The 12,401-nt window shown below is 74.5% G+C and carries 12 protein-coding genes; 8 read left to right on the top strand and 4 right to left on the bottom strand.

All coding sequences use genetic code 11. The features are described from left to right. Window positions 1–107: 107 nt before the first annotated feature. The 3 genes from rsgA to ACGF4C_RS27785 form a co-directional block, all read right to left on the bottom strand. Window positions 108–1,115 carry a ribosome small subunit-dependent GTPase A gene (gene rsgA, locus ACGF4C_RS27775; RefSeq protein ID WP_393569521.1) on the bottom strand — a complete coding sequence of 336 codons (1,008 nt, stop codon included), beginning with the start codon at window positions 1,113–1,115 and terminating at the stop codon, window positions 108–110. 13 nt (window positions 1,116–1,128) lie between these two features. Then, complete coding sequence (gene aroA, locus ACGF4C_RS27780; RefSeq protein WP_393569523.1) at window positions 1,129–2,502, bottom strand: 3-phosphoshikimate 1-carboxyvinyltransferase; 1,374 nt, start codon at window positions 2,500–2,502, stop codon at window positions 1,129–1,131. Window positions 2,503–2,712: 210 nt separating this feature from the next. After that, window positions 2,713–3,426: a M50 family metallopeptidase gene (locus ACGF4C_RS27785; protein ID WP_393569525.1), complete on the bottom strand. Its 714-nt coding sequence runs from the start codon at window positions 3,424–3,426 to the stop codon at window positions 2,713–2,715. A gap of 35 nt (window positions 3,427–3,461) precedes the next feature. Here ACGF4C_RS27785 and ACGF4C_RS27790 point away from each other — a divergent pair, with 35 nt between their 5' ends. Further along, window positions 3,462–4,283 carry an SOS response-associated peptidase gene (locus ACGF4C_RS27790; protein WP_030413489.1) on the top strand — a complete coding sequence of 274 codons (822 nt, stop codon included), beginning with the start codon at window positions 3,462–3,464 and terminating at the stop codon, window positions 4,281–4,283. Window positions 4,284–4,375: 92 nt separating this feature from the next. After that, window positions 4,376–5,023 carry an alpha/beta family hydrolase gene (locus tag ACGF4C_RS27795; RefSeq protein ID WP_393569528.1) on the top strand — a complete coding sequence of 216 codons (648 nt, stop codon included), beginning with the start codon at window positions 4,376–4,378 and terminating at the stop codon, window positions 5,021–5,023. A 64-nt stretch (window positions 5,024–5,087) separates the two neighbouring features. On the opposite strand, the gene ACGF4C_RS27800 is transcribed toward ACGF4C_RS27795, so the two are convergent. After that, window positions 5,088–5,663 carry a helix-turn-helix domain-containing protein gene (locus tag ACGF4C_RS27800; protein WP_393569621.1) on the bottom strand — a complete coding sequence of 192 codons (576 nt, stop codon included), beginning with the start codon at window positions 5,661–5,663 and terminating at the stop codon, window positions 5,088–5,090. Between the two features lie 443 nt (window positions 5,664–6,106). On the opposite strand from ACGF4C_RS27800, the gene ACGF4C_RS27805 reads away from it, so the two are divergent. From ACGF4C_RS27805 to def, 6 genes are all read left to right on the top strand, one after another. Beyond that, the gene (locus ACGF4C_RS27805) at window positions 6,107–6,814 is read left to right on the top strand and encodes a sigma-70 family RNA polymerase sigma factor (protein ID WP_362141090.1); all 708 of its coding nucleotides are present in this window, start codon (window positions 6,107–6,109) and stop codon (window positions 6,812–6,814) included. After that, a complete protein-coding gene (gene rsrA, locus ACGF4C_RS27810) occupies window positions 6,811–7,200 on the top strand; it encodes a mycothiol system anti-sigma-R factor (RefSeq protein WP_393569530.1) in 390 nt (129 codons plus the stop codon). The genes ACGF4C_RS27805 and rsrA overlap by 4 nt, the downstream gene beginning before the upstream one ends. Window positions 7,201–7,463: 263 nt before the next feature. After that, window positions 7,464–8,942 (top strand): HD-GYP domain-containing protein, encoded by a 1,479-nt coding sequence (locus tag ACGF4C_RS27815; RefSeq protein ID WP_393569532.1) that lies wholly within the window; start codon window positions 7,464–7,466, stop codon window positions 8,940–8,942. Beyond that, window positions 8,939–10,309 carry an HD-GYP domain-containing protein gene (locus tag ACGF4C_RS27820; RefSeq protein ID WP_393569534.1) on the top strand — a complete coding sequence of 457 codons (1,371 nt, stop codon included), beginning with the start codon at window positions 8,939–8,941 and terminating at the stop codon, window positions 10,307–10,309. Before ACGF4C_RS27815 ends, ACGF4C_RS27820 begins: the two co-directional genes overlap by 4 nt. Before the next feature lie 322 nt (window positions 10,310–10,631). Then, on the top strand, window positions 10,632–11,618 hold the full coding sequence (locus tag ACGF4C_RS27825; RefSeq protein WP_393569536.1) for a tetratricopeptide repeat protein: 987 nt from the start codon (window positions 10,632–10,634) through the stop codon (window positions 11,616–11,618). Between the two features lie 66 nt (window positions 11,619–11,684). After that, complete coding sequence (def, locus tag ACGF4C_RS27830; protein ID WP_393569538.1) at window positions 11,685–12,314, top strand: peptide deformylase; 630 nt, start codon at window positions 11,685–11,687, stop codon at window positions 12,312–12,314. Window positions 12,315–12,401 lie beyond the last annotated feature (87 nt).

Below are 12,401 nucleotides of genomic sequence, written 5' to 3' on the forward strand. Positions count from 1 at the left end.
GCCTCACTCCGCTGGGGCCCCGCCTGGCGGTCAGCGGCCGGTGACGAGCGCCAGCCTTGGTGTGATTATGCAGTTGTCCCGGGCGGACGGCAGCGACATCCGGGAGATCAGTCGCCCTCGCGTCGTTCACGGGTGGACAGCAGCCGGCGCAGCGAATGCAGCCGGGCCGGGTCGGCATGGCCGTCGGAGACCCACTGGTCCAGGGCGCAGTCCTGCTCGTCGTGGCTGCAGACGCGCGGGCAGTCGACGGTGCCCGGCTCCAGGTCGGGGAAGGCGTGGATGACCCGGGACGGGTCGATGTGCGCCAGCCCGAAGGAGCGGACGCCGGGGGTGTCGATGACCCAGCCCGCGTCACCGGGCAGCGGCAGCGCCAGCGCGGAGGTGGTGGTGTGCCGGCCGCGGCCGGTGACCGCGTTGACATTGCCGGTGGCCCGGCGGCGCTCCGGGACCAGCGCGTTGACCAGGGTCGTCTTGCCGACGCCGGAGTGCCCGACGAACGCCGTCATCCGGCCCTTGAGCGACTCGCGGACCCGCTCGGCGGCGCTGCCGTCGGTGAGTTCGTCGCGGTTGGTGACGATGGCGGGGACACCGAGCGTGCCGTAGGACTCCAGCAGCGCGTCGGCGGACGCCAGGTCGGACTTGGTCAGCACCAGCAGCGGGTCCAGGCCCGCGTCGTAGGCGGCTACCAGGCAGCGGTCGATGAGCCGGGGGCGCGGCTCGGGGTCGGCGAGCGCGGTGACGATGGCGAGCTGGTCGGCGTTGGCGACCACCACCCGCTCGTACGGGTCGTCGTCGTCGGCCGTCCGGCGCAGCGTGGACGTGCGCGGCTCGACCCGGACGATCCGGGCCAGGGTGTCCTTGGCGCCGCTCAGGTCGCCGACGACGGCGACCCGGTCGCCGACCACCGCGCTCTTGCGGCCCAGTTCGCGGGCCTTCATCGCGGTGACCGTCCGGCCCTCGATGAGGCAGGTCAGCCGGCCCCGGTCGACGGTCAGGACCAGGCCCTCGGCCGCGTCCTCGTGCTTGGGGCGGATGTTCGTGCGGGGCCGGTTGCCCTTGCGGTTGGGGCGGACGCGGACGTCGTCCTCATCGGGGTTCTTGCCGTAGCGGCGCATGGCGGCCGGTCCCTCAGGCTCTCCGGGCCGGGCCGGGCGACGCGGCGAGCATGTCCGTCCACAGCGCGGGGAAGTCCGGCAGGGTCTTGGCCGTGGTGGCGACGTTCTCCACCTCCACGCCCTCGACCGCGAGGCCGATGACCGCGGCGGCGGTGGCCAGCCGGTGGTCCTCGTAGGTGTGGAAGATCCCGCCGTGCAGCGGGCGCGGGCGGATGTGCAGCCCGTCCGCGGTCTCGGTGACGTCACCGCCGAGCTCGTTGAGCTCCTTGGTGAGCGCGGCCAGCCGGTCGGTCTCGTGCAGCCGCAGGTGGGCCACGCCGCGCAGCGTGGAGGGGGAGTCGGCGAGCGCGGCGACCGCGGCGATGCCGGGGGTCAGCTCGCCGACCTCGCCGAGGTCGACGTCGATGCCGTGGATCCGGCCGCTGCCGGTGAAGGTCAGGCCCTGGTCGGTCAGCTCGCAGGAGCCGCCCATGGTGGTGAAGATCTCACGCAGCGCGTCACCGGGCTGGGTGGTGTGCTCGGGCCAGTCCGGGATGGTGACCCGCCCGCCGGTGACCAGCGCGGCGGCCAGGAACGGCTGGGCGTTGGACAGATCGGGCTCGACGACCAGGTCGCGGCCGAGCAGCGCGCCCGGGGTGACCCGCCAGACGTTGGGCTCGCCGCCCGCCTCCGGGGTGTCCACCTGCGCGCCGACACTGCGCAGCATGTCGACGGTCATCCGGATGTGCGGCATCGACGGCAGGGCCGCGCCGACGTGCCGGACCTCGACGCCCTGGTTGAAGCGCGGCGCGGACAGCAGCAGGGCGCTGACGAACTGCGAGGACGAGGAGGCGTCGATCTCCACCGCGCCGCCCTCCAGGGCGCCGCTGCCGAAGACCGTCATCGGGAGCGCGCCGCGGTTGTCGTCGTCGATCCGGGCGCCCAGCGAGCGCAGTGCGTCGATCACGCCGCCGAGCGGGCGTTCGTAGGAGCGCGGGTCGCCGTCGAAGCGGACCGGGCCGTCGGCGAGCGCGGCGACCGGCGGCAGGAAGCGCATGACCGTTCCGGCGTTGCCGACGTCGACGGTGGCCGGGCCGTGCAGACCGGCCGGGATGATCCGCCAGGCCTCGCCGCCGCCGGGCCGGTCCACGGCGTCCGCGGAGCCGGCGGAGCTGGAGGAGGCGGTCTCCTCGATGCCGACGCCCAGGGTGCGCAGTGCCTCGGCCATCAGCAGGGTGTCGCGGGAGCGCAGCGGGCGGCGCAGCCAGCCGGGCTCGGAGGAGAGGGCGGCCAGGACCAGGCCGCGGTTGGTGACCGATTTGGAGCCGGGCACGGTGACGGTTGCATCGACGGCCCCGGGTGCGACGGGGGCGGGCCACAGGGCGGGATGTGCGGGGCTCTCGGTCATGCCCTTACTTTAATGGCTGGGCAAGGGTGCCGATCTTGATCAAAAGTGGCGCAACCCATCCGAAACATGGCACTGGTAGTGCGCGCGCGTGCCGGAAGTGCGGAGCGGCGGACGTACGGGCCGCGCACGGCGGACGTACGAGGCGCTGCGGACATACCGGGCGGGAGTACGGGGCGTGCCGCCGTTGACGACCGGGGGCCGCCGGTGACCTCAGAGGCCGAGCAGCCAGCGCCCGCCGCCGATCAGCGAGCACAGCGTCACCACGTGGAAGAGACCGAGCCACAGCGCGGCCGGGACATGGGTCAGCCGCGCCAGCTGGTCCGGATCGGAGTCCACTGCTCCGCCCCGGCGCCGCTTGCCCATCAGCTCGAAGGGCGGCCGCACCCCGCCCAGCAGCAGGAACCACACCGCCGCGTACCCGAAGCCGGCCTGCACGTCCGGTGTGGTCAGCCAGGAGACCAGCAGGAAGGCGGCGCCGGCCAGGACGACGGTGAGCACGCCGTAGGCGTTGCGGATCATGACCAGCATCGCCAGCAGCAGTGCGGTCGCGCCCCACAGCAGTGCCGTGATGTGCCCGGCCGCCAGCAGGGCGGCGCCGGCCAGACCGAGCAGGGACGGTGCCACATAACCGGCCGCAGCGGTCAGCACCATGCCGAGACCGGTCGGTTTGCCGCGGGAAACGGTCAGTCCGGAGGTGTCGGAGTGCAGCCGGATGCCGTCCAGGCGACGCCCGCTGAGCAGCGCGATCAGGCCGTGCCCGCCCTCGTGGGCGATCGTGATCGCATTGCGCGACAGCCGCCACGCGGTGTGCGGGACGACGGCGGCCAGGGCGAGCACCGCCGTGGCGATCACCAGCCAGAGCGACGGGGCGGGCTGGGACCCGGTGACCCGGCCCCATATGTCGGTGAGGTGGTCGGTCTCCATGTCTCCCCTTCGTGTGGCATGGCAGTGTGGCATGCATGTGCGGGAGGTATGCAGCGAGTCGTCGCCCCGAGGACCTGGTCGGCCTGTTCGGGGTGCAGCAGTGGGAGCCCGAGGAGACGCTGGCGCCCAGTTGGAACGTGGCGCCGACGGCCACCGTGCACGCGGTGCTGGAGCGTCCCCTCAAAGGCGAGGGTGCCCCCGACGGGCCGGTGCGCCAGCTGCGGCCGCTGAAGTGGGGGCTGGTCCCGTCGTGGTCGAAATCACCCGACGGCGCGGCACGAATGATCAATGCGCGGGCGGAAACGGTCCACGAGAAGCCGTCGTTCCGGCGGGCCTTCGCGACCCGGCGCTGTCTGATCCCCGGTGACGGCTACTTCGAGTGGGTCACGGACGCGGCCGAGAGAGAGCTGGAGGAGCAGGGCCGGAAGAAGCGGCCCCGCAAACAGCCCTACTTCGTGACGCCCGCGGACGGCTCCGTGATGGCGATGGCCGGGCTGTACGAGTTCTGGCGGGACCGCACGCTCCCCGGCGACCACCCGTTGGCCTGGTGGGTGACCTGCACGGTCGTCACCACCGCCGCCGAGACCACCCCGCTGGCCGGGGCGGACGGCGGCGCCGGCCCGCAGTCGCTGGCCGAGATCCACCCCCGGATGCCGCTGGTGCTGCCCCCGGACCGCTGGGACGCCTGGCTCGACGCGGGCCGTACGGACCCCGACGAACTGCGCGAACTGCTGGCGCCCCCGCCGCCCGGGCTGATGCGCGCCCATCCCGTACCGACCGACGTCAGCAACGTCCGCAACAACGGCCCCGAGCTGGTCACCGAACTCGACGGGCCGGAGGTCGGCACGCTGTTCTGAGCCGGTGCGCACCCGGCCAGGCCCGGCCCGAAGGCCCCGGCGACGGGCGTGGGGCGGTGCCGTTCGGGTCCCGGCGCGGGCAGGATGGGCCTATGAGCACAGGGGCGAAGGAGACCGAGACGGTCGGGACGCCGGCGGGCGAGGCCCGGATCACCTGGCACCGCGCGGCGACGCCGGCGCGGGCCGTGGTGGCGGTGAGCCACGGCGCCGGCGGCGGTATCGAGGCGCGCGACCTGCGGGCACTGGCGGCCGCGCTGCCGGCCCGCGGCTACCCGGTGGCGCTGGTCGAGCAGCCGTGGCGGGTGGCCGGCAAGAAGCTGGCGCCGGCGCCGAAGACCCTGGACGCGGCGTGGACCGCGCTGTGGCCCGCGCTGGAGAAGCCGGGGCTGCCGGTGGTCGCCGGCGGCCGGAGCGCGGGCGCCCGGGTGGCCTGCCGTACGGCCCGCGAGCTGGGCGCCGGGGCCGTACTGGCGCTGAGCTTCCCGCTGCACCCACCGGGCAGGCCGGAGAAGTCCCGGGTGGAGGAGCTGACCGGCGCCGGGGTGCCGACGCTGGTCGTCCAGGGCGGCCGCGACCCCTTCGGCCGGCCCGAGGAGTTCCCGCCGGGCACGGAGCTCGCCGAAGTGCCGCACGGCGACCACGGCTTCGCGGTCCCGAAGAAGGCGGGCGTCGACGAGGCGGCGACGATGGCCGTCCTCACCGACGCCGTACTCGCCTGGCTGGACGGGCTCTTCGGCTGAGGGCGGCCCCGCACCGCACCGGCGAGGGCCCGCGCACCCGCAACGGGCCCGCCGGCGCCGGCACTCAGTCGCCCTGCCCGCGCGGCCGGGCCCGTACGTGCACCCGCTCGCCCTGCCGCCCGAAGAGGCTCAGCACCTCCACCGGCGTTCCGTCGGCGGGCCCGAACCAGTGCGGCAGCCGGGTGTCGAACTCCGCCGCCTCCCCGGCCCGCAGCACCACATCGCGGTCGGCCAGCAGCAGCCGCAGCCGTCCGGACAGCACGTACAGCCACTCGTAGCCCTCGTGGATCCGCTGCTCCGGCGGGCCGGCGACGGGATCGATCACCAGCTTGAACGCCTGCAGCGCGCCCGGCTGGCGGGTCAGCGGCACCACCGTCATACGGCCGCGCCGCTGCGGCACCGCGCGGATCCGGGGGTCGCCCACCTCCGGCGCGCCCACCAGCTCGTCCAGCGGCACCTGGTGTGCCTGGGCCAGCGGCAGCAGCAGTTCGAGGGTGGCCCGGCGGCCGCCGGACTCCAGGCGCGAGAGGGTGCTCACCGAGATGCCGGTCGCCTCGGACAGCGCGGCCAGCGTCACCCCGCGCTCCTGCCGGAGCCGCCGCAGCCGGGGCCCCACCTCGGCGAGGACCCGGTCGTAGATCTGGTCCGGTGCCGGTGCCGGGGCTGGTGCCGGGGCGCCGTCGGGGGAGGAGCCGGCCGCCGGGGCGGCCACCGTGCGGTCCGGCGGGGTGCCGGCAGTGTCGTCGTCCACGCTCCCATTGCCGAACCGGCAACCACATTTGTCAACCCCGGGACGGGAAACCGGACGGGAAACCGCCGGAAGAAGATCGCGCGGAGCGGGAATGCGCGGACCGGGGCGGCTGTTGTGGCTTTCGTACGGACGCGCGTACGTCCAGCGAAGCACGAGGAATGGGAGTCCGCCGCATGGGAATCGCTTGCCCGGCCCGCCCGGCCGCTGATCTGTCGTGGTCGCAGATGCAGGTGGCACAGCCCGCCCTGGCTGGAGCGGCGGCGGCACCGGATCGTCGTCTATTCTCCGAATCGAGTGGGTCCGCTTCCGGATCCGTGACGGTGTTGGAGGAGGTGGGTCCGGTCACCGGTACCGACGCAGGGACCGACGGCTCGGCCGAGGAGATGTCCGACCGCCGGCAGGAGAGTGCGGCCGAGCGCAATGCGCGCTTCGAGCGGGACGCGCTCACCTTCCTCGACCAGATGTACTCCGCCGCCCTGCGCATGACGCGCAACCCGGCCGACGCGGAGGACCTGGTCCAGGAGACGTACGCGAAGGCGTACGCGTCGTTCCACCAGTTCCGCGAGGGCACCAACCTCAAGGCGTGGCTGTACCGCATCCTCACGAACACCTTCATCAACTCCTACCGCAAGAAGCAGCGCGAGCCGCAGCGCAGCGCGGCGGAGGAGATCGAGGACTGGCAGCTGGCGCGCGCCGAGTCGCACATGTCGACGGGGCTGCGCTCGGCGGAGTCCCAGGCGCTGGACCACCTCCCCGACTCGGACGTGAAGGCCGCCCTGCAGGCGATCCCGGAGGAATTCCGCATCGCGGTCTACCTCGCCGACGTCGAGGGGTTTGCGTACAAGGAGATCGCGGACATCATGGGGACACCCATCGGCACGGTGATGTCCCGTCTGCACCGCGGCCGCCGCCAACTGCGCGGCATGCTGGAGGATTACGCCCGCGAACGCGGGCTGGTTCCGGCGGGTGCGGCCACTGCGGACGACCCGCAGGCCGCGCGGACGTCGGAATCGCACGACCGGAAAGGCTCGGGATCATGAGCTGCGGAGAGCCGCACGAGAAGGACTGCTCAGAGGTCCTTGACCACCTTTACGAGTATCTCGACCGGGAGATGCCCGCCGGGGAGTGCGCGGAATTCCAGGTGCATCTCGACGAATGCTCGCCGTGCCTGGAGAAGTACGGCCTGGAGCAGGCCGTCAAGAAGCTTGTCAAGCGCTGCTGCGGCCATGACGACGTCCCCAGCGACCTGCGCTCCAAGGTCATGGGCCGGATCGACCTCATCCGGGCCGGCGAGGCCGTGCCCGAGATGAGCGTCCTGGAGCAGGCCCGGCACGAACAGGCCCAGCGGGAGCAGCAGGCGCGTGAGGCGGAGACCGGCGGCGCCGGCTCCGGCCCGGCGGCCGGCCCCCGTACCGCCGACGCCTGAAGGACGGCGACCGGCAGGGCCCCTGGGTGATCAACTCCCCGCCACGTTGCACGGACCGCGGCCGTGCGGGCGAAGACCGCGGCACATCACCCCAATGAGTGAGGGGCGGGGCGATTCCTCCCGCCCGATCCACTGATGCGCCTTCCCGGGCGCGCCAACCCCTCTATTCTCACCGACCCGAGCGCGCTGCGGATGCGGCGTGCCGAGGGCCGTCCCCGCCCCCGGAACGGGGCGGAGCCGGCGGGCACGGTGAGGAGGGCGCGATGCGGGAACTTCCGGCGGCCGCGCGAGGGTACATCGGCGGTACGGCCCTGGCCGCCGCGCTGTGCACCGCTTGGGCCTTACGGCCGGGACCGGGCGCCCCCTGGGGCACCGCCCTCGCCCTGGCCGCCCTGTACGCACTGGGCGAACGGATCCCCCGCTGCCCGCTCCTGGGCCGCCGGCTGCCGGACCGGACGCGCACCGGCGGCACGGGCTGGACCAGCCCCCTGGTCCTCGCCGGGGTCTTCCTGCTCCCGCCGGCGCTGGCCGCGCTGGCCGCCGTCCCCGGAGCGCTGCTCGCCCCGGTCCGGCCCCGGGCGGCCACCGCCCGCCGGATATGGCACGCCGCCGAGCAGGCCCTCGCCTGCGGTGCGGCCGCCGCGGCCTTCCGGGCCCTGGGCCACCCGGACCCGGCCACCCCGCGCTTTCCCCTCCTGCTGCTGCCGGCGCTGGCCGCCGCGGCCGTCTGCTGCGCGGTGCTCGCGGCGCTGGACGGCGGCATCCTGATCGCCGCCGAACGGCATCCGGTACGCACCGCCTGGCGCGGACTGCTCGCCCCCGGCCAGGCCCGGTACCTCGTGCACGGTCTGGCCGGGCTGATGATGGCGGTCCTGTGGCGGAGCTCGTACGGGCCGCCGGCGGCGCTGCTGGTGCTGCTGCCGATGTGCCTCTCGTGCTGGGTCTTCGACCGCTGCCACCGCGAACGCGCCGCCCACCAGGCCACCATCCGGGCGCTCGTGACGGCCGTGGACATCAAGGACCGCTACACCCGCGGGCACGGCGAACGGGTCGGCCGCGCCTCGGTGATGATCGCCCGCGAGCTGGGCATGGCGGAGGACCGGACCGAGGCGCTCCGGTTCGCCGGCATCCTGCACGACGTCGGCAAACTCGGCGTGCCCACCCGGTTGTTGCGCAAGGACGGGCCGCTGACCCCGGAGGAGCGCCGGGTGATCGAGCTGCACCCGGAGTACGGGCACGAGATCGTCCGCGGCATCGGCTTCCTGGGGGAGGCGCGGGCGGCGATCCTGCACCACCACGAGCGGCTGGACGGGCGCGGCTACCCGTACGGTCTGCGCGGCCACCAGATCCCGGAGTTCGCCAGGGTGGTGGCGGTGGCGGACGCCTTCGACGCGATGACCTCCACCCGGTCCTACCGCCGGGCCCGGCCGGTGCCGGTGGCCGTCGCGGAGCTGCGCAAATGTGCCGGCACGCAGTTCGACCCGCGAATGGTGCGGGCACTGGCGGCGGCGCTGCACCGGCACGGCTGGGACCCGGACCAGGTCACCGCGGCGGACGACGGGCCGGGCGCGGCCCGGAGCGGAAACGTCACGCCTGAGCGGCTGGCGGACCGGGCCGGGGACGCCGGCGGAGCGGCGGGACCCGCCCCGGACGGCCGCGCTGACCGGCCGGCCGGCGCGGTGCCCGAGCCGGTGCCCGGGGCCGCCGCCGGCAGCGCTCGCCGGGGTGGTGGTCCGCGATGAGCGGCACCCGGGCAGAGCCCCCGGATCCCCGGCGGACCGGCCGTCCGGCGGCCGACGGCCGGCCCACCGCCGTACCGGACGGCCCGCGGACCACCGCCCGCCACCCCGGAGGCCGCGCCGTCGTCGCCGCCGTCCACACCGCCGCCGCCGTGCTGGCCTGCTGGTCCCTCGGCCGGACCCTGTGGGCCGGGCTCGACCAGCCGGGGATCGCACTGGCCTTCGGCGTGCTGATCGCGGCCGGCGAACTGGCCGCCTGCGGCCCCGCGCCGGCCACCGGGCCGGGTCGGGCGCAGGACGACCGGACGGCGGCCCCGCTGGGCGCGGCCGGGGCACTGGCGTACGCGCTGCTCGGCGAGGCGGGCGGCCGGCCGACGACACACGGCGTCCCCCAGACCGTGGCCGTGGTCCTGGCGGCCGCCCTGATCGGCGTCGTCCCGCAGGTCGCGCGCGGCCGGTGCACGGCGCCGGACCGGCTCGCCCGCCGGGTGCTGACCACGGGATTCGCCGCCACCTGCTTCCAGCCCCTCTACAACACCGGCACCCTGGGCAGCTGGGTGGCGAACGGACCGGCCTATCCGTTCTTCCTGATCGGCCTGCTGGCGCTGACCACGCTGTGTGACGCCGTACTCGCCGCCACTCTGGCGCACGCCCGCACCGGCTGGCCGTACTGTCCGCTGCTGCGCGACGAGTTGCGGGCGCTGCCCGGCATCGGCACGGCCGTCTGTGCCACCGGTGTGGTGATCGCGCTCGCCACCGCGGTCGCCGGCCTGTGGGCACTGCCGGTGTTCTGCCTGCCGCTGCTGCTGACCCAGTTCGCCTTCGGCCGTTTCGCGGCGGTACGCGGTACGTACCGCCAGACCATCGCCTCGCTGGCCCGCGCCACCGAGATCGCCGGGTACACCCCGCACGGCCACGCCCGCCGGGTGGCCGTGCTCAGCCGCGCGGTGGGCCGCGAACTGGGCCTGACCGAACCGGACTTGGACGTCCTGGAATACGCCGCGCTGATGCACGACATCGGTCAGCTCTCCCTCCTGGACCCGGTGCCGGACGGTGCCACCGCCCCGCTGCCGCCCGCCGAACAGCGCCGGATCGCCCTGCTGGGCGGCGCCGTTGTCCGGCAGACCGGGGTGCCCGCCGAGGTCGCGATGATCGTCGAGCGGCAGGCCGACCCGTACCCGGACCAGCCGGTCACCGCGCGTATCGTCCGGACCGTCAACGCCTACGACGACCTGGCGGGCGGCGCCGGCGGGCCGGGCGGCCGGCTGCGCGCCCTGGAGCGGTTGCGGCTGGCCACCGCGCAGGACCACGAGCCCCGTGTCGTCGAGGCGCTCGCCCGGGTCCTGGCCCGCGGCGGCCGGCAGGTGTGAGAAGGACCGCACCGGGGCGGCCCGGCCCCCGTACCGCCCTTCGGTTCCCTCCGCTTGCGGAATTCCGCCCGAAGTGCCAGAACCCATGGGTAATGAGCGGCCTCCGAGACGGGCATGGTTGGATGCGAAGGAAGCCCCTGTGAGGAGCGTCCCAGGGGGTTCAGGGGGTCGGTGAAGGGCATCAGCCGCAGGGGGGAGCAGCAAACCAGGCTGAGCCCGACGGCAATCTGTGGCAGGTTGTCGAGTGGGCCCCCCGGAAGGGCCCCGGGAGCCGCCCGGGAGACCCCCTGGCGGCATCGAGAGCAACCAGCAGGCGGGAATCGTGAGGATCTTCGGCAAGGTACGGCACCGGCCCTCCGCCTCGTGGCGGCAGGCGACCGACCGCGCTTTCACGCTGATCGGTGACGGCCGTTACGAGGACGCGGGGGCGTTGCTGACCAGGGCCGCGGACATGGAGCCGTGGCTGTCGGAGTCCTGGTTCAACCTCGCCCTGCTGCACAAGTTCCGGCACGACTGGGAGCAGGCCCGGGCCGCCGGTCTGCGCGCGGTGGCGCTGCTCGACCGCGAGACCGGTGCGCCCGACTGGTGGAACGTCGGCATCGCCGCCACCGCCCTCCAGGACTGGCCGCTGGCCCGCCGGGCCTGGCAGGCGTACGGCCTGAAGGTCCCCGGTGAGGGCTCGCCGTCCGGCGAACCGGTCGGGATGGCCCTGGGCAGCGCCGCGGTCCGGCTTTCCCCGGAGGGCGAGGCCGAGGTGGTCTGGGGCCGCCGGCTGGACCCGGCCCGCATCGAGGTGCTGTCGATCCCGCTGCCGTCGTCCGGGCGGCGCTGGGGCGAGGTCGTGCTGCACGACGGCGTCCCGCACGGCGAGCGGACGACGTCCGACGGGCAGGCGTACCCGGTCTTCGACGAGATCGAGCTGTGGGCGCCCTCCCCGGTCCCCACCTGGGTGGTGCTGCTGGAGGCCGCCACCGAGGCGGACCGGGACGCCCTGGAGCGGCTGGCGGCCGACGCCGGCTTCGCCGCCGAGGACTGGTCGTCCTCCGTACGCCTGCTGTGCCGTACGTGCTCGGAGAGCCGGATGCCCAGCGACGAGGGTGACGGCGAGCACCTGGACCCGCACGACCACAGCGAACCGGGCCACCCCGGCCCGCTGGGCCACCGCACCGCGGGCTCCGGCTCGCTGTGGGTGCCGGAGCGCGAATGCGGTATCGCGGCACCGTCCGCGCTGGTCCGCGGGCTGCTCGACGGCTGGGTCGCGGACAGCCCGGACACCCGCGAATGGCGTGATCTGGAAGAGGTCTGCTGAGCGCCGGGCCGCCACCGTAGGCTGTAGGGCGTCCCATCAGGGTTTTGAGGAAGGCGTACGGCGGAGATGGCCCAGCAGGACAGTGATCAGCAGGAGAGCGTCGAGTTCATCGTCGACACGGAGGACTGCGAGGAGCGCGAGACCGCCCACCGGGAGCGCGGCACCTCCCGCCCGATCACCGTGGTCGGCAACCCGGTGCTCCACAAGGAGTGCAAGGACGTCACGGAGTTCGACGAGGGCCTGGCCCAGCTGATCGACGACATGTTCGCCAGCCAGCGCACCGCCGAGGGCGTGGGCCTGGCCGCCAACCAGATCGGTGTGGACCTGAAGGTCTTCGTCTACGACTGCCTGGACGACGAGGGCGTCCGGCACGTCGGCGCGGTCTGCAACCCGGTCCTGGACGAGCTGCCCGCCGAGCGCCGGGTGCTGGACGACTCCAACGAGGGCTGCCTGTCCGTGCCCGGTGCGTACGCCGAGCTGGCCCGTCCCGACTACGCCGTGGTGCGTGGCCAGAACGCCAAGGGCGAGCCGATCGCCGTGCGGGGCACCGGCTACTTCGCGCGCTGCCTGCAGCACGAGACCGACCACCTCTACGGCTACCTCTACATCGACCGGCTGTCCAAGCGGGACCGCAAGGACGCGCTGCGGCAGATGGCCGAGCGGGAGCCGCGCTACCCCGTGGTCGCCAACGACTGAGCGGACGCGGGACGACCGGCGGGGGGGGGGGGGGGGCGCGGGGGGGGGGGGGGGGCGCCGCGCCCCCCCCCCCCCGGGGCGGGGCCC

This window comes from Streptomyces sp. NPDC048197 (assembly GCF_043202395.1).
Classification (GTDB): domain Bacteria; phylum Actinomycetota; class Actinomycetes; order Streptomycetales; family Streptomycetaceae; genus Streptomyces; species Streptomyces siderophoricus.

Bases quoted from the DNA above. Each gene is read 5' to 3' on its own strand.
- rsgA (WP_393569521.1), bottom strand. From the start codon at position 1,115: ATGCGCCGCTACGGCAAGAACCCCGATGAGGACGACGTCCGCGTCCGC.
- ACGF4C_RS27785 (WP_393569525.1), bottom strand. From the start codon at position 3,426: ATGGAGACCGACCACCTCACCGACATATGGGGCCGGGTCACCGGGTCC.
- ACGF4C_RS27790 (WP_030413489.1), top strand. From the start codon at position 3,462: ATGTGCGGGAGGTATGCAGCGAGTCGTCGCCCCGAGGACCTGGTCGGC.
- ACGF4C_RS27820 (WP_393569534.1), top strand. From the start codon at position 8,939: ATGAGCGGCACCCGGGCAGAGCCCCCGGATCCCCGGCGGACCGGCCGT.
- rsrA (WP_393569530.1), top strand. From the start codon at position 6,811: ATGAGCTGCGGAGAGCCGCACGAGAAGGACTGCTCAGAGGTCCTTGAC.
- def (WP_393569538.1), top strand. From the start codon at position 11,685: ATGGCCCAGCAGGACAGTGATCAGCAGGAGAGCGTCGAGTTCATCGTC.
- ACGF4C_RS27795 (WP_393569528.1), top strand. From the start codon at position 4,376: ATGAGCACAGGGGCGAAGGAGACCGAGACGGTCGGGACGCCGGCGGGC.
- aroA (WP_393569523.1), bottom strand. From the start codon at position 2,502: ATGACCGAGAGCCCCGCACATCCCGCCCTGTGGCCCGCCCCCGTCGCA.
- ACGF4C_RS27815 (WP_393569532.1), top strand. From the start codon at position 7,464: ATGCGGGAACTTCCGGCGGCCGCGCGAGGGTACATCGGCGGTACGGCC.